The 15,301-nt window shown below is 70.0% G+C and carries 14 protein-coding genes and 1 pseudogene; 9 read left to right on the top strand and 6 right to left on the bottom strand.

Annotated features, from left to right (window positions below; genetic code table 11):
* The first annotated feature begins 194 nt into the window (after positions 1 to 194).
* The 4 genes from ribD to ribH are packed head-to-tail and all read left to right on the top strand — an operon-like array spanning position 195 to position 3,725.
* A complete protein-coding gene (ribD, locus tag ACFJGV_RS05990) occupies positions 195 to 1,322 on the top strand; it encodes a bifunctional diaminohydroxyphosphoribosylaminopyrimidine deaminase/5-amino-6-(5-phosphoribosylamino)uracil reductase RibD (protein ID WP_378147599.1) in 1,128 nt (375 codons plus the stop codon).
* A complete protein-coding gene (locus tag ACFJGV_RS05985) occupies positions 1,322 to 1,954 on the top strand; it encodes a riboflavin synthase (RefSeq protein WP_378147598.1) in 633 nt (210 codons plus the stop codon). Before ribD ends, ACFJGV_RS05985 begins: the two co-directional genes overlap by 1 nt.
* Entirely contained in the window at positions 1,951 to 3,180 is a 1,230-nt protein-coding gene (gene ribA / locus ACFJGV_RS05980; protein WP_378147596.1) for a GTP cyclohydrolase II, read from the top strand. Before ACFJGV_RS05985 ends, ribA begins: the two co-directional genes overlap by 4 nt.
* A 38-nt stretch (positions 3,181 to 3,218) precedes the next feature.
* A complete protein-coding gene (gene ribH / locus ACFJGV_RS05975) occupies positions 3,219 to 3,725 on the top strand; it encodes a 6,7-dimethyl-8-ribityllumazine synthase (RefSeq protein ID WP_378147594.1) in 507 nt (168 codons plus the stop codon).
* A gap of 76 nt (positions 3,726 to 3,801) precedes the next feature.
* On the opposite strand, the gene ACFJGV_RS05970 is transcribed toward ribH, so the two are convergent.
* Positions 3,802 to 4,614, bottom strand: coding sequence for a ribokinase (locus ACFJGV_RS05970; RefSeq protein ID WP_378147593.1), 813 nt, complete (start codon positions 4,612 to 4,614; stop codon positions 3,802 to 3,804).
* Between the two features lie 170 nt (positions 4,615 to 4,784).
* On the opposite strand from ACFJGV_RS05970, the gene ACFJGV_RS05965 reads away from it, so the two are divergent.
* Entirely contained in the window at positions 4,785 to 6,134 is a 1,350-nt protein-coding gene (locus tag ACFJGV_RS05965; protein ID WP_378147591.1) for an MFS transporter, read from the top strand.
* Between the two features lie 112 nt (positions 6,135 to 6,246).
* The gene (locus tag ACFJGV_RS05960) at positions 6,247 to 8,112 is read left to right on the top strand and encodes an ABC transporter ATP-binding protein (RefSeq protein WP_378147589.1); all 1,866 of its coding nucleotides are present in this window, start codon (positions 6,247 to 6,249) and stop codon (positions 8,110 to 8,112) included.
* Positions 8,113 to 8,203: 91 nt separating this feature from the next.
* Here ACFJGV_RS05960 and ACFJGV_RS05955 read toward each other — a convergent pair whose 3' ends face one another.
* From ACFJGV_RS05955 to ACFJGV_RS05945, 3 genes are read right to left on the bottom strand one after another with little or no spacing between them, the layout of a single operon-like run.
* A complete protein-coding gene (locus tag ACFJGV_RS05955) occupies positions 8,204 to 8,980 on the bottom strand; it encodes a hypothetical protein (RefSeq protein WP_378147588.1) in 777 nt (258 codons plus the stop codon).
* Positions 8,977 to 9,888 carry an ABC transporter ATP-binding protein gene (locus tag ACFJGV_RS05950; protein WP_378147587.1) on the bottom strand — a complete coding sequence of 304 codons (912 nt, stop codon included), beginning with the start codon at positions 9,886 to 9,888 and terminating at the stop codon, positions 8,977 to 8,979. Before ACFJGV_RS05950 ends, ACFJGV_RS05955 begins: the two co-directional genes overlap by 4 nt.
* Positions 9,885 to 10,241, bottom strand: coding sequence for a GntR family transcriptional regulator (locus ACFJGV_RS05945; protein WP_378147586.1), 357 nt, complete (start codon positions 10,239 to 10,241; stop codon positions 9,885 to 9,887). The genes ACFJGV_RS05950 and ACFJGV_RS05945 overlap by 4 nt, the downstream gene beginning before the upstream one ends.
* 217 nt (positions 10,242 to 10,458) lie before the next feature.
* On the opposite strand from ACFJGV_RS05945, the gene ACFJGV_RS05940 reads away from it, so the two are divergent.
* The 3 genes and pseudogenes from ACFJGV_RS05940 to ACFJGV_RS05930 all read left to right on the top strand — a co-directional run.
* Positions 10,459 to 10,737 carry a hypothetical protein gene (locus ACFJGV_RS05940; protein ID WP_378147584.1) on the top strand — a complete coding sequence of 93 codons (279 nt, stop codon included), beginning with the start codon at positions 10,459 to 10,461 and terminating at the stop codon, positions 10,735 to 10,737.
* 598 nt (positions 10,738 to 11,335) lie between these two features.
* Positions 11,336 to 11,752 (top strand): helix-turn-helix domain-containing protein, encoded by a 417-nt coding sequence (locus ACFJGV_RS05935; protein WP_378147582.1) that lies wholly within the window; start codon positions 11,336 to 11,338, stop codon positions 11,750 to 11,752.
* Positions 11,753 to 11,764: 12 nt separating this feature from the next.
* Positions 11,765 to 12,565: pseudogene (locus tag ACFJGV_RS05930) on the top strand (IS30 family transposase); the annotation flags it as partial.
* Between the two features lie 142 nt (positions 12,566 to 12,707).
* Here the strand turns inward: ACFJGV_RS05930 and ACFJGV_RS05925 are convergent.
* Positions 12,708 to 13,475 (bottom strand): succinate dehydrogenase iron-sulfur subunit, encoded by a 768-nt coding sequence (locus ACFJGV_RS05925; RefSeq protein WP_378147581.1) that lies wholly within the window; start codon positions 13,473 to 13,475, stop codon positions 12,708 to 12,710.
* Complete coding sequence (gene sdhA / locus ACFJGV_RS05920) at positions 13,475 to 15,286, bottom strand: succinate dehydrogenase flavoprotein subunit (protein WP_378147580.1); 1,812 nt, start codon at positions 15,284 to 15,286, stop codon at positions 13,475 to 13,477. The genes ACFJGV_RS05925 and sdhA overlap by 1 nt, the downstream gene beginning before the upstream one ends.
* Between the last annotated feature and the right edge of the window lie 15 nt (positions 15,287 to 15,301).

Here is a 15,301-nt window from a genome sequence, read left to right as displayed (position 1 = left end):
GGCGGTGACAGTCCGCGACCCGCGGTCCTCTCAGGAGGGCGGCGGTTGACCTGGTGGAACTCCAGGACCGACGGTGATGGCGCAGCCGCAAGGCAGGCGTCGAGTCCGGATGAGAGGAAGCACAGGCGGTCGGCGCGAGCCGTCCGCAGGCGTTCCGCACGCGCACCCCGGGCACCTCCACAGACGAGGACCGGATGACCGCGACAGCTCCCGAGACGGCGGCGATGAGCCGCGCGCTCGAGCTCGCGCTGCGCGGTCCGCGAGCCGGTGTGAACCCCCAGGTGGGCTGCGTCCTCCTCGATCCCGACGGCCGCGTGCTCGCCGAGGGCTGGCACCGCGGTGCCGGGACGGCGCACGCCGAGGTCGACGCGCTCTCGCGCCTGGCCGACCCCGCCGCCGCTGCGGGCGCGACGGCCGTCGTCACGCTCGAGCCCTGCAACCACCACGGCCGCACCGGGCCGTGCAGCGAGGCGCTCATCGCCGCCGGGGTGTCGCGGGTGCTCTACGCCGTCCCCGACCCCGGTGTCGCCTCGGCGGGCGGTGGCGAGCGGATGCGCGCCGCCGGTCTCGACGTCGAGAGCGGTCTGCTGCGCGACGAGGCTGAGGAGGCCATCCGCCCCTGGCTCACCGCCCTGCGGCTGGGTCGCCCGTTCGTCACGGTGAAGTGGGCGTCGAGCCTCGACGGCCGCGCGGCCGCGGCCGACGGCTCGAGCCGGTGGATCACCGGTCCCGCGGCGCGCGACGATGTCCACCGCCGCCGCGGCGAGCACGACGCCATCGTGGTCGGCACGGGCACGGTCCTCGCCGACGACCCGGCGCTCACCGCCCGGTCGGGCGACGGGCTGCTCGAGCACCAGCCGATCCCCGTCGTGATCGGCACGACCCCGGTCCCGGTCGACGCCGCGGTGCGTCACCACCCGCATCCGCTGCGGGTGCACGCCACGCACGACCTCGGAGCGGTCCTCGCGTCGCTCTTCGACGACGGCGTGCGCAGCGTCTTCGTGGAGGGCGGGCCGACGCTCGCGAGCGCCTTCCTGCGAGCGGGGCTGGTCGACGAGGTCGTCGCGTATCTCGCGCCCACCCTCCTCGGCGGTCCCATCACGGCGCTCGGCGACCTCGACGTCTCCACCATCGACGAGCAGCGCCGTCTGCGCTTCACCTCGGTCGACCTCGTGGGAGACGACGTCCGCCTCGTGGCGCGACCCCTCGCCTCCGACACCGACCCGTCCGCCCGCGACGGCCGGACGTCGCCTGCCACGATCTCCACCTCGTCCGGCGTCACCGCCGCGACCGACAGCACGACCACCACGAAGGAGCTGTGATGTTCACCGGCATCATCGAAGAGCTGGGCGAGGTCCTCGCCCTCGAGCGCACCGTCGACGCGGCGCGCCTCACCGTCCGCGCCCCGCTCGCGGTGAGCGACGCCTCGCACGGCGACTCCATCTCGGTCTCCGGCGTCTGCCTCACCGTCGTCGACCGCACCGACGACTCCTTCACGGCCGACGTCATGCTGCAGACCCTCGCGATGTCGACCATCGGCGGACTCGCCGAGGGCCACAGCGTCAACCTCGAGCGTGCGGCGCCCGTACACGGCCGTCTCGGCGGTCACATCGTGCAGGGCCACGTCGACGGCGTGGCCGAGGTGCTGTCGGTGACACCCGGTGAGGCCTGGAGCGTGCTGCGCTTCACCCTTCCCGACGAGCTGGCGCCGCTCGTCGTTCAGCAGGGCTCGATCGCCGTGGCCGGCGTCTCGCTCACCGTCTCGGGCGTCGGGCGCGACGACCGCGGCCACTGGTTCGAGGTGTCGCTCATCCCCGAGACGCTGGCCGTCACCACCCTCGGCACCCTCGCCGTGGGCGACCGGGTGAACGTCGAGACCGACGTCCTCGCCCGCCACGTGCAGCGTCTGCTGCAGTTCACGAACACCCCCGCGGAAGCGAGCACACTCTCATGACGCTCAGCCCCATCCCCGACATCCTCGACGAGCTGCGTCGAGGCCGCCCCGTGATCGTCGCCGACGACGACGACCGCGAGAACGAGGGCGACGCCATCCTCGCCGCCGAGCACGCCACCCCCGAGTGGATCGCCTGGATGGTGCGCCACACCTCCGGCTTCCTCTGCGCCCCGATGCCCGCCGCGTTCGCCGATCGGCTCGCGCTGCCGCCCATGGTGGCGTCGAACCAGGATGCGCGCCGCACCGCCTACACCGTCTCGGTCGACGCGGCCGAGGGCGTCACCACGGGGATCAGCGCGAGCGACCGTGCCACCACGCTGCGGGTGCTCGCCGATCCGGACTCGACGGCCGCCTCCCTCATCCGACCCGGCCACGTGCTGCCGCTCCGAGCGGTCGACGGCGGGGTACGGCAGCGCGCCGGCCACACCGAGGCGGCGGTCGACCTGATGTCGGCCGCCGGTCTCAGCCCGGTCGGCGTCATCGGCGAGCTCGTCGGCGACGACGGCGAGATGCTTCGGATGCCGGGCCTGGTCGAGCTCGCCGACCGGGAGGGGCTCCTCGTCACCACGACGGCCGAGCTCATCCGCTGGCTTGACGAACAGGGCGCCGACGCGCCCGTCGTCGACCCCCGCGTGGTCTTCGAGGTGGAGACCACCGTGCCCACCACGCACGGGCTGCTGCGGGTGCGCGCCTACCGAGACCTGGGGTCGGGCGCCGACCACGTGGCGATCCTCTCCGGCGACGTCACGGGCCCCGACGCGCTGGTGCGTGTGCACTCGGAGTGCCTGACGGGGGAGGCCTTCGGGTCGCTCAAGTGCGAGTGCGGGCCCCAGCTCGACGCCTCGCTCGACCTCATCGCCGAGCACGGCGGCGCGGTGGTCTACCTGCGCGGCCAGGAGGGTCGCGGGATCGGTCTGGTCAACAAGCTGCGCGCCTACCGACTGCAGGAGGACGGGCTCGACACGCTCGACGCCAATCTCGCGCTCGGCCTCCCGGCCGACTCCCGCGACTACTCCGCGGCGAGCGCCATCCTCGACGACCTCGGGATCACGAGCGTGCGGCTGCTGACCAACAACCCCGAGAAGGTGCGCCAGCTCGAGGAGCACGGCATCGCGGTCTCCGAGCGGGTGCCGCTCCTCGTCGGCGGGTCCGCGTTCAACGAGCACTACCTCGACACCAAGCGCGACCGCATGGGCCACCTGCTGCCCGAGCACGCGCATCACTGACCACCCGCTTCACCTCACCCTCTTCGAAAGGACGCCCCATGGCCGGATCCGGAGCACCCACCCTCAACCTCGACGGCGCCGGGCTGCGCATCACGATCGTGAGCGCCTCCTGGCACGACGAGATCCTCGGAGGGCTCAACGCCGGCGCCCGCCGCGCCCTGGAGGCCGCCGGCGTCGAGTACGACGAGATCCGTGTCGCCGGCAGCTTCGAGCTGCCCGTCGTCTGCCAGGCCGCGCTCGAGGCCGGGGCGGATGCGGTGGTCGCCATCGGCGTCATCCTCCGCGGCGAGACCCCGCACTTCGACTACATCTCCGATGCGGCCACCACCGGTCTGACCCAGGTGACGCTGCAGACCGGCAAGCCCGTCGGGTTCGGTGTGCTCACGATCGACACCGAGCAGCAGGGCCTCGACCGTGCCGGGCTGCCCGGGTCGAAGGAGGACGTGGGCGCCGAGGCGGCGCAGGCCGCGATCGACAGCGCGCTGACGCTGCGGGCGCTCGCCGCGCGCGGCGCGGGCGCGCCGGCGGGCTTCTCCGCGCGCTGACGGCGCTCACGCTGACGGCGCTCACGCTGACGGGGCTCACGCTGTCGGGGCTCACCGGCGCCCGGCGGGGGCCGCCCTAGGGCTGCGCGCCCTGCCAGCCCACGCTGAGCGCAGCTGAGGCGCTGGCGGCCTCCATCGCGTCGCGGCGCGACAGCCCGGCGGCGAGCCCCGCCGCCAGCGTGCCGCAGTAGGTGTCGCCCGCGCCTGTGGTGTCGACCACCTCGGCGGCCCGCGTCGCCGGGACCTCGTCGTCGCCCCAGCGCGATCCCGCCGACCCGGAGGTGACGAGCACCGATCGCGGGGTGCGTCCGTCGGCGGCGAGCAGCTCCGCCTCGTGCTGGTTCACGACCACCGGATCCGCGAGGTCGAGCACCTCGGGGTCGAGCGAGGCGTACGGCGCGAGGTTGAGGACGACACGCGCTCCGGCGGCGGCCGCCCGGCGCGTCGCCTCCTCGATCACGTCGAGGGGCACCTCCAGCGAGGCCAGCACGACGTCGTCGGCCGTGAGCGACGACAGCGGGGCGAGGTCGCCCACGCTGACGCGCCCGTTGGCGCCGGGGGAGACGATGATCGTGTTCTCGCCGTCGGCGGCCACCGCGATGGCTGCGTGACCGGTCGAGACGCCGGTCGAGCGACGGCAGAACGACGTGTCGATCTTGAACGACTCGAGTCGACGCAGGTACTCGTCGCCCTGGGCGTCGTCGCCCACCCGGCCGACCATCGCCACCCGGGCTCCGGCGCGCGCCGCCGCGACCGCCTGGTTGGCGCCCTTGCCGCCGAAGCGGGTCTCGAGGTCGCTGCCGAGGAGCGTCTCCCCAGGCGACGGATGCCGCTCCACGTGCACGATGGCGTCGATGTTCAGCGATCCGACGACGATGACCATACCCATGCCCTGAATGCTCCCTTGCTCGGTGCGACCCGCGTCACAGCATCCCATGAACCGGCGTAGACTTTCTGGTCGCGAGCGATCCTCGCCCTTCGACCGCCATCGTCGGCGCCCGCTGCGCCCGACCGGCGTGCTGGCCCCCTCCGCCTCCTTCTCGCGTGAAAGCCTCCAGCATGTCCACCCCCACCATCGACGATCCCACCGGCGCCGTGGCTCAGGCCGCGCCTGTGAACACCCGCGGTCGCGTCATCCTCGCCAGCCTCATCGGCACCTCGATCGAGTTCTACGACTTCTACGTCTACGCCACCGCCGCCGTGCTCGTGTTCCCGGCGCTGTTCTTCCCGAACACCGACCCGACGACCGCGCTCCTGTCGTCGTTCGCGGCGTTCGGCGCCGCCTTCGTGGCGCGCCCGATCGGCTCGATCCTCTTCGGTCACTTCGGCGACCGGATCGGACGCAAGCGCACGCTCGTCGCGTCGCTGCTGACCATGGGTGTGGCTACGGTGCTCATCGGGTGCCTGCCCACCGCGCAGGTGCCCGGGTGGCAGTTCGCCGCCCCCGCGATCCTCGTGGTGCTGCGCTTCTGCCAGGGCCTCGGCCTCGGCGGCGAGTGGAGCGGTGCGGCCCTGCTGGCCACCGAGAACGCCCCGAAGGGCCGTCGTGCGATCTACGGCACGTTCCCGCAGCTGGGCGCGCCGATCGGCTTCATCATCGCGAACGTGGTGTTCCTCGTGCTGTCGACGACGCTCGACGCCGAGCACTTCCAGGCGTGGGGCTGGCGTGTGCCGTTCCTCGTCTCGGCGATTCTCGTGATCGTGGGTCTCTACGTGCGCTTCCGCCTGGTCGAGACGCCCGCCTTCCAGAAGGTCGTCGAGAAGGGCGAGGTCGCGAAGGTGCCGCTCGCTGCGGTGTTCAAGACCAGCTGGCGTCCGCTCATCCTGGGCACGTTCATCATGCTCGCCACGTACGTGCTGTTCTACCTGATGACCACGTTCACGCTCACGTACGGCACGGCGAAGACGGATGCGGCCGTGCCGGGTCTCGGATACTCGCGCAACGACTTCCTCATCATGCTCGTCGTGGGCTGCGTGTTCTTCGGCATCTTCACCCTCGTCGCCGGTCCGCTCGCGGAGCGCTTCGGCCGTCGCAACACCCTGTTCTGGACCACCGTCGGCATCGTCGCGTTCGGCCTGCTGTTCGTGCCGCTGTTCTCCGCGGGCTTCGTGGGCACCATGGCGCTCCTGGTGATCGGCTTCACGCTCATGGGTCTGACCTTCGGGCCGATGGGATCGGTGCTGCCCGAGCTCTTCCCGACGAACGTGCGCTACACCGGATCCGCGATCTCGTACAACGTCGCGAGCATCCTCGGCGCCGCGGTCGCACCGTTCATCGCGGTGGCCCTCTGGCAGGCGGCGAACGGCAGCACCGCGCTGGTCGGCAACTACCTCAGCCTGATGGGCCTCATCACCCTGGCCGCGCTGTACATCTCGAAGGACACCCGCGACGTCGACTACCAGTCGTAGCCGGATCTTCCGATGCCTGTCCGAAGCCCCGTCGCACGCCTGGCGTCCGGCGGGGCTTCGGCGTGGGGGCACGGGGAACACACGGGATCACCGGCGTTAGCCTAGGAGCAGCATGTCCACATCCACCGCCGAGCGGGCCCCGCGCTCGCGCAGTCCCTTCGCCCGCCGCACGCCCGACGACGGGCCGCGCGCCCGCTTCTCGCAGCTGCTGCCGTTCCTCCTCGAGCACAAGAAGGCGCTCGCCGTCGTCATCGTGCTGAGCATCCTCGGCGCGGGCGCCAGCCTCGCGCAGCCGCTTCTCGTGAGCCAGGTGATCACCGTCGTCGAGAAGGGCGATCCGCTCGGCTGGATCGTCTGGGTCCTCATCGCTCTCGTCGTGCTCTCGGGGCTCGTCAACGGCTTCCAGCACTACCTGCTGCAGCGGACCGGCACCTCGGTGGTGCTCTCCGCTCGGCGCCAGCTCGTGAGGCGGATGCTGATCCTGCCGATCTCGGAGTTCGACATGCGCCGCACCGGCGACCTCGTCTCCCGCGTCGGCAGCGACACGACGCTCCTCTACGCCGTCATCACCCAGGGCCTGGTGGATGCTGTGGGCGGCGTGCTCGTGTTCGTGGGCGCCCTCATCGCGATGGCCCTCATCGACCCGGTGCTGCTCGGGCTGACCGTGCTCGTCGTCGCGGTCGCCGTGGTGACCGTCGTGCTGATCAGCGGCCGCCTGCGGGCGGCGAGCCGCCGGCAGCAGGAGAAGGTCGGCGACCTCGCCGCCTCAGTCGAGCGCGTGATCGGGGCGATCCGCACCGTCCGCGCCGCCAACGCGACCGATCGCGAGATCGCCGCCGTCGAGAAGGATGCGCAGGGTGCCTGGACCGCCGGCGTCGCCGTCGCGAAGATCTCGGCCCTCGTCGTCCCCATCTCGTTCATCGCGCTCCAGGTGTCGTTCCTCGTCGTCCTCGGCGTGGGTGGCTACCGGGTCGCGTCGGGGGCGATCACGGTCGCCAGCCTGGTGTCGTTCATCCTGTTCCTGTTCATGATGATCATGCCGCTGGGCCAGGCGTTCGGCGCCATCAACTCGGTGAACCAGGCGCTGGGTGCGCTGGGGCGCATCCAGGAGATCGTCGACCTGCCCTCGGAGGGCCAGGACGATCGCGCTGTCGCACCGCTCGTGGCGCTTCCTGCCTCCGGTTCCACCGTGTCCGGCACTCCGGCGATCGAGTTCGACGACGTCGTCTTCGCCTACGACGAGCGCAGCACGCGCGGCTCCTCCGACGACCAGGACCCCGTCGAGGAGCGCATCGAGACCGGCGTGCTCCACGGCGTCTCCTTCGTCGCCGAGCGCGGTCGCCGCACGGCCATCGTCGGGCCGTCCGGCGCGGGCAAGTCGACGGTGCTGGCGCTCATCGAGCGGTTCTACGACCCCCAGGGCGGCGCGGTGCGCTTCGCCGGCGTCGACGTGCGGTCGCTCGATCGCGCCGAGCTGCGCTCGCAGATCGGCTACGTCGAGCAGGACGCACCGGTGCTGGCCGGCAGCATCCGCCAGAACCTCCTCCTCGGCTCGCCCACCGCATCCGACGACGACTGCGTCCGTGTGCTGCAGGCGGTGAACCTCGGCGAGGTGCTGTCGCGCAGTGCCGACGGGCTCGACGCGCCGGTGGGCGAGGACGGGGTCATGCTCTCGGGCGGGGAGCGGCAGCGCCTCGCGATCGCGCGGGCCCTGCTCGCGGCGCCGCCCGTGCTGCTGCTCGACGAATCGACGTCGAGCCTCGACGGGGTCAACGAGCAGATGATGCGCGAGGCGATCGACGCCGTCGCCGAGGACCGCACGCTCGTCGTCATCGCGCACCGGCTCTCGACCGTGGTCGACTCCGACCGCATCGTCGTGCTCGACCACGGCCGCGTCGTCGGCGTCGGAACGCACTCGGAACTGGTGTCGACCGTGCCGCTCTACCGCGACCTGGCCAAGCACCAGCTCCTCGTCTGACGCGGCTTCGTCCAGGTTTCCGTCGAATCGCGGGCGATTCGCGACGGGAACCTGGACAAAGCCATGCGGGCGGGCTGCGCGGGCGGGCGCGTCAGCCTCGCGGGGTGGCCCGGCTCAGGATGAAGTAGCCGGCGAGGGCCGCGACCACGGTGGGGATGAGCAGCCACAGCGCCGTGCCGACCGCGCCGTTCGTGGCGAGCCATTCGCCCACCCGGCCCCAGGATCCGGAGAACGTGACGAGGGCGATGAGCCCGAGCAGCACGATCGCGACCGCGGCACCGAAGACGAGCATGCCGTATACGCGCCACCGCATCCAGATCGCCGAGATCGTCGATCCGAGGAACAGGCAGAACAGGAACAGCGACAGGAAGACAAAGAACCGGACGTAGAAGGGGGCGTCGGGCCCGCCGAAGTACACGGCGGTGAACATGATGCCGCCGAGGCCCCAGCCGTTCGTCAGCTGCTCGATGCTCGCCAGCAGGGTCATCGCCGCCGCATAGAGTGCACCGAGCCCCACGAAGGCGAGCACCGTCCCCAGGTAGTAGTCACGTCGCGTCGTCGAGAAGCCGAGGGCGAAGGGGAACGTGTACACGATGGCCTGCGCCGCGATCACCGCCATGTAGACGAAGACGTAGAACGACGCCCCCGACCACTGCATGCCCTCCTGCGCATCCGCCCTGTCGGCCTCGGCCACGTTCGAGAAGATGATGAGCCAGATCGCGACGTTGATCGCCAGGACGAAGGCGAGCACGATCCACGGCACCACGAAGACGTTCATCCGGTTGATGTACTGGAGTCGCATCACGGCCAGGATGCGGCTCGGACTGCGGTCGGCGGTGCTCTGCCTCGTCTCGGTGACGGTGGTCATGCGCTCTTCTCCTCGAGCTGCTCGGTGAAGTCGTCGGTGGTGATCTGGGCGCGTGTGCGCTGCACGATGAGCTGCTGCAGCGACACGGGCGAGAGCTCGAGGCCGGCGCTCGCGGCCTCGGCCCGATCGCGGTCGTCGAGGCGGGTGACGGTGACGGAGGCGAGGCCGCCGATCCCGTCGCGGGCCAGCACCTCACGGCCGACGACGAACGCGTCGACCGCGGCCCGCGTCCCGACCACGGTGGCGGCGGATCCGCGCAGCGAGTCGGTGTCCTGGTCCATGATGATGCGGCCCTGGTCGATGACGATGATGTTCTCGAGCAGGTTCGACACCTCATCGATGAGGTGAGTCGAGAGGATCACGGTGCGCGGATGCTCGCTGTAGTCCTCGAGGAGGCGGTCATAGAAGATCTGCCGGGCCACCGCATCCAGACCCAGGTACGGCTCGTCGAAGAACGTCAGCGGAGCCCGTGACGCGAGGCCTACGATGACGCCGACGGAGCTGAGCTGCCCGCGCGAGAGCTTCTTGATGCGGCGATCGACCGGCAGTCGGAAGTCGTCGACGAGGCGCGCGGCGAACTCCGCGTCCCAGTTCGGGAAGAACCAGGGGGCGCTCGCGAGGACGTGCTTCGGGCGGAAGTCGTCGGGGTACTTCTGGCTCTCCTTGATGAAGGAGATGTTCTGCAGCACCTGCGAGTTCTCGACCGGGCTCGCGCCGAAGACCCGGATGTCGCCGCGGGTGGCGAAGTCCTGCCCGGTGAGCAGGTTCATCACCGTGGTCTTGCCCGCGCCGTTGCGACCGAGCAGCCCGGTGATGGTGTTCTCCTGGATCTCGAACGTCACGTCGTCGACGGCGGTGACGCTGCCGAAGCGCTTCGTGAGTCCCTGGACCTGGACGATGGCGGTCATGCGTCTGTCTCCTTGCGGATCATGTCGAGCAGTGCGGCCTCGCCGATCCCGAGCTTGGCGGCCTCGGTGATCAGCGGGCGGATGAAGTCGGTCTGGAACTGGTCGCGGCGCTTGGCCACGAGCCGGTCCCTCGCCCCGGTGGCGACGAACATGCCGATGCCCCTTCTCTTGTAGAGGATGCCCTCGTCGACGAGCAGGTTCACGCCCTTCCCGGCCGTCGCCGGGTTGATGCGGTGGAACGCCCCGAACTCGTTCGTCGAGGGAACCTGGGTCTCCTCGGGCAGCTGCCCGCCGATGATGTCGTTCTCGATCTGCTCCGCGATCTGAACGAAGATCGGCCGCGAGTCATCCACGCCCGGATCCCCTCGTCGGTTCGTTACTCATGTAGTTAACCAACCATGTGTGGCTGTAAGTGTCAAGTGCGGGTCTGCCCAGGGCGGCGAGAACGGCTGCCCGCACGGAACCCCACTCGTGCATCACCTGCGCGAAACTGAATCGGAGCGTGGGGATGCCCGCGAGCAGGACGGCGGTGTCGCGGCGCCGATCTCTTTCGAACGCATCCGGGCCGCCGTGAGTCTCGCGGCCGTCGAGCTCGACGGCGAGACGGCCCTCGACGAGGAGGTCGAGGCGGGCGCGTCCCACGACGACCTGAGGCTCGACGGCCAGTCCGGCCGCACGCAGTCCGACCCGGGCGATCGACTCGATCCCGGATTCCGCCCGTGCGTCGCAGAGGTCGAGGAGAGAGTGGACGCGGTCGGGCAGTCCGGCGACGGCATCGCGGAGATCGATGGGGGAGGCGATGCGCTCGTGGAGCAACGAGTCCATCGCAGCCACAGCATGGGGGAGTGATGCGTCGCTGAGGTAGTCCCGTAGGGCGAGCAGGGGCGGCAGCGTGCCTACGTCATCCCCCGCGATGCCTCCGAGGGCATGGGATGGCATCACAGCGGTCCAATGGGAGACCACAGTGCGGCCCTCCGGGATCCGCAGCCGTGCCGCGTTGGCCCGAAGCGACACGTTCAGGCGTCCGTCGGGCGGCACCCAGCATCCGTTCCGCCGCAGTGCGCTCGACCCCGTGAGACGACCGCCGACGCGGACGGCGAGGACGCACTCGGGATCAGCGTCGGGCGCCGCATAGTAGCCGCGCCGAACGTGGCTGAGCCGCCCCGATGCCACCAGGCCGGCGAGGCGGGCCTTCGTGAGCCCGGACGAGCGGAGCTGTCCGACGCTCCAGACGCGCGAGTGAGGTGGCCTGGGCACGCACCCACGGTCGCTCATTCCGCGGGCTGGCGTTGCTGTCTCGGGCCATCTGTGGATGGGCGGGCGGCATCGGCTACTGTGCAGGAGCTGCGAGTGCGCCGGAGCGGGAGTCCGTTTTCAGGACGGACTACGGAATACGCCCGGTGGTTTCAGGGTGTTAGTGCAACGCCTGGAATGAAGGGGCGTTGTGGTGCCGAAGAAGATCGGGTGGGAGGTTCGGGCTGAGGCGTATCGGCTGCTGGCGTCGGGGGTGTCGGCGGTGGAGGTCGGTCGTCGTCTGCGGGTGAATGACGTGACCGTGTGGTCGTGGGCCAAGGTCGTGGGCATGAGACAGAAGCGTGGTGCTCCGGGCGGCGCGGTGCCGGTCCCGATGGACGCGGTCGTGGCCGGTGCCGTGGGGCGGTCGTATCGTCGGTTGACGTTGGCTGACCGTGCTGTGATCCAGGCTGGTCGGGCGATGAGTCCGCCGCTGTCGGTCAGGGCCATCGCGAGGATGGTCGGGATGTCGGCGTCGACGGTGTCCAGGGAGCTGCGCCGCAACGCGGTGGAGCATTGGAGACAGGACCGGTACTCAGCTCACCTGGCGCACCATCGAGCGTTGCTGTAGCGTTCCCGGCCGACGCCGCGGAAGCTGGAGGATCCGGCGGTGCGTGGCGAGGTCGTGTCACGCTTGAACCTGCGGTTCTCTCCCCAGCAGGTCGCCGGTCAGCTGCGGGTCGAGTTCCCGGACGGTGAGGGGATGCAGGTGTCGCACGAGACGATCTACCAGGCCCTCTACCTCCAAGGCCGAGGCGGGCTGCGTCACGAACTGACAGTGCAGAAGGCACTGCGGTCCGGACGCACCGGCCGGATCCCGCGATCCAAGCTCCCCGCCCGATCGAGGCGTCCCTGGCTGGACGGGGCGCGACTGACCGACCGTCCCGCCGAGGTCGCGGATCGAGCGGTTCCCGGGCACTGGGAAGGAGACCTCGTCGTGGGACCGGAGAACTCCGGGATCGTAACCCTGGTCGAACGCCAAACCCGGTTCGTGCTGCTAAGACGGCTGCCCGGGGCCCGGGACAGTGCCACCGTGATCGATGTCCTGCAGGCGATGATCAGTCATCTCCCCGCGGAACTGACCCGCACGATCACCTGGGACCAGGGCCAGGAGATGGCCGGCCACGCCCGGTTCACGATCGCCACCGGATGCCCGGTGTTCTTCTGCGATCCGCACTCGCCCTGGCAACGCGGCAGCAACGAGAACACCAACGGCCTGATCCGGGACTTCTACCCCAAGGGCACCAACTTCAACACCATCACCGACACCGACCTCGCCGAAACCCAACACCTGCTCAACATCCGCCCCCGCCAGACTTTGGGATTCCACACCCCAGCCGCCACACTGGGCCAACTACTCAACCGCGTTGCACTAACACCCTGAAACCACCCCCGTTCTCAGGACGATGTGTCCTGAGAACGGGCGTAGTTCCTGAAAACGGCTGGTGCGCCGATGGCGGGAGGGACCGCGCGGCGGGCGGGACTGCGCGGGGCGGGGGACCGCCGCCGGGGACCGCCCGGGCGGGCTAGCGACGGCCTCGGAGGACGGCCTGCTTCACCTCGGCGATGGCCTGCGTGATCTGGATGCCTCGGGGGCAGGCCTCGGTGCAGTTGAAGGTGGTGCGGCAGCGCCACACACCCTCCTTGTCGTTGAGGATGTCGAGGCGCACGTCGGCGGCGTCGTCGCGCGAGTCGAAGATGAAGCGGTGCGCGTTGACGATGGCGGCGGGGCCGAAGTACTGGCCGTCGGTCCAGAAGACGGGGCACGACGAGGTGCACGCGGCGCAGAGGATGCACTTGGTGGTGTCGTCGAAGCGGGCGCGGTCGGCGACCGACTGGATGCGCTCCTTGTCCTTCTCGGGCGCCGACGACGCCTGGAGGAACGGCTGCACCTCGCGGTAGGAGGCGAAGAACGGCTCCATGTCGACGATGAGGTCCTTCTCGAGCGGCAGGCCCTTGATGGCCTCCACGTAGATGGGCTTCGTGATGTCGAGGTCCTTGATGAGCGTCTTGCAGGCCAGGCGGTTGCGGCCGTTGATGCGCATCGCATCCGATCCGCAGATGCCGTGCGCGCAGGAGCGGCGGAAGGTCAGCGACCCGTCCTGCTCCCACTTGATCTTGTGCAGGGCGTCGAGGATGCGGTCGGTCGCGAACATCTGGACGTCGAAGTCCTCCCAGCGCGGCTCGGAGTCCTTGTCGGGGTCGAAGCGACGGATGATCAGCGTCACGGTGAACGCCTCGACGGGCGCCTCCGCCGCAGGCGCGGAGTCGTTCGAGAGCACGGCTGTCGACATCAGTACTTCCTCTCCATCGGCTGGTAGCGCGTCACCACGACGGGCTTCCAGTCGAGCGTGATGTGGTCGGCCGCATCGGCGGAGTGGGGGTCGCCGGTGAGGTAGGCCATCGTGTGCTTCATGTACTTCTCGTCGTCGCGCTTCGGGAAGTCGTCGCGCATGTGGCCGCCACGGCTCTCCTGGCGGTTGCGCGCCGAGAAGACGACGACCTCGGCCAGGTCGAGCAGGAACCCGAGCTCGATCGCCTCGAGCAGGTCGGTGTTGAACCGCTTGCCCTTGTCCTGGACCTGGATGTTCTTGTACCGCTCGCGGAGTCCGTGGATGGTCTCGGTGACGGAGGCGAGCGACTCGTCGGTGCGGAACACCTGGGCGTTCTTGTCCATCTCGTCCTGCAGCTCCTTGCGGATCGCGGCGATCCGCTCGGTGCCGTTCGAGTTCCGCAGCGAGGCCACGAGCGACACGATCGCCTCAGCCGGGTTCGGCGGCAGCGGGGTGAAGTCGACGGTCTGCACGTACTCGGCGGCGTTGTTTCCGCTGCGCTTGCCGAACACGTTGATGTCGAGCAGCGAGTTGGTGCCGAGGCGGTTGGAGCCGTGGACCGAGACGCAGGCGCACTCGCCGGCGGCGTAGAGGCCGGGGACCACGGTGTCGTTGTCGCTCAGCACCTCGGCCTTGATGTTGGTGGGGATGCCGCCCATCGCGTAGTGCGCGGTGGGCATGACGGGCACCGGCTCGACCACGGGGTCGACGCCCAGGTAGGTGCGGGCGAACTCGGTGATGTCGGGCAGCTTGGTCTCGAGCACCTCGGCGCCGAGGTGGGTGCAGTCGAGGAGCACGTAGTCCTTGTGCGGACCGGCGCCGCGGCCCTCCGCCACCTCCTGCACCATGCATCGGGCGACGATGTCGCGGGGCGCGAGGTCTTTGATGGTGGGGGCGTAGCGCTCCATGAAGCGCTCACCGGAGGCGTTGCGCAGGATGGCGCCCTCGCCTCGGGCGCCCTCGGTGAGGAGGATGCCGAGCCCCGCGAGGCCGGTCGGGTGGAACTGGAAGAACTCCATGTCCTCGAGCGGCAGCCCCTTGCGCCAGATGATGCCCACGCCGTCGCCGGTGAGGGTGTGCGCGTTGGAGGTGGTCTTGTAGATCTTCCCGAAGCCGCCCGTGGCGAAGATGATCGCCTTGGCCTGGAAGACGTGGATCTCGCCGGTCGCGAGCTCGTACGCCACGACGCCCGACGGCTTCTTCACGCCGTCGACCTCGGTCATCACCAGGTCGAGGGCGTAGTACTCGTTGAAGAAGTTGATGCCGAGCTTCACGCAGTTCTGGAACAGCGTCTGCAGGATCATGTGGCCGGTGCGGTCGGCGGCGTAGCAGGCGCGACGCACCGGAGCCTTGCCGTGATCGCGGGTGTGCCCGCCGAAGCGGCGCTGGTCGATCTTGCCCTCGGGGGTGCGGTTGAACGGCAGGCCCATGTTCTCGAGGTCGATGACGGCGTCGATCGCCTCCTTGGCGAGGATCTCGGCCGCATCCTGGTCGACGAGGTAGTCGCCGCCCTTGACGGTGTCGAAGGTGTGCCACTCCCAGCTGTCCTCCTCCACGTTGGCGAGCGCGGCGGCCATGCCGCCCTGCGCCGCACCGGTGTGGGAGCGGGTGGGGTAGAGCTTCGAGATGACCGCGGTCTTCGCCTTGGGGCCGGCTTCGATCGCCGCGCGCATGCCCGCGCCGCCGGCGCCGACGATCACGATGTCGAACTGGTGGTAGTGCACGCCGTCCACGACGGCACCGTCTGCAAATTCGGTCACTGGCTCACTCACTTGAAGTACAGGGCT

It is taken from the genome of Cnuibacter sp. UC19_7 (genome assembly GCF_042699995.1).
Classification (GTDB): domain Bacteria; phylum Actinomycetota; class Actinomycetes; order Actinomycetales; family Microbacteriaceae; genus Cnuibacter.
Note: the sequence above shows the minus strand (reverse complement) of the source record. Positions and strands in the feature narration are given on the sequence as shown.

What these genes read in the sequence shown, in the direction of transcription:
- ribD (WP_378147599.1), top strand. Translation starts at nt 195, where the DNA reads ATGACCGCGACAGCTCCCGAGACGGCGGCGATGAGCCGCGCGCTCGAG.
- ACFJGV_RS05985 (WP_378147598.1), top strand. Translation starts at nt 1,322, where the DNA reads ATGTTCACCGGCATCATCGAAGAGCTGGGCGAGGTCCTCGCCCTCGAG.
- ribA (WP_378147596.1), top strand. Translation starts at nt 1,951, where the DNA reads ATGACGCTCAGCCCCATCCCCGACATCCTCGACGAGCTGCGTCGAGGC.
- ribH (WP_378147594.1), top strand. Translation starts at nt 3,219, where the DNA reads ATGGCCGGATCCGGAGCACCCACCCTCAACCTCGACGGCGCCGGGCTG.
- ACFJGV_RS05970 (WP_378147593.1), bottom strand. Translation starts at nt 4,614, where the DNA reads ATGGGTATGGTCATCGTCGTCGGATCGCTGAACATCGACGCCATCGTG.
- ACFJGV_RS05965 (WP_378147591.1), top strand. Translation starts at nt 4,785, where the DNA reads ATGTCCACCCCCACCATCGACGATCCCACCGGCGCCGTGGCTCAGGCC.
- ACFJGV_RS05960 (WP_378147589.1), top strand. Translation starts at nt 6,247, where the DNA reads ATGTCCACATCCACCGCCGAGCGGGCCCCGCGCTCGCGCAGTCCCTTC.
- ACFJGV_RS05955 (WP_378147588.1), bottom strand. Translation starts at nt 8,980, where the DNA reads ATGACCACCGTCACCGAGACGAGGCAGAGCACCGCCGACCGCAGTCCG.
- ACFJGV_RS05950 (WP_378147587.1), bottom strand. Translation starts at nt 9,888, where the DNA reads ATGACCGCCATCGTCCAGGTCCAGGGACTCACGAAGCGCTTCGGCAGC.
- ACFJGV_RS05925 (WP_378147581.1), bottom strand. Translation starts at nt 13,475, where the DNA reads ATGTCGACAGCCGTGCTCTCGAACGACTCCGCGCCTGCGGCGGAGGCG.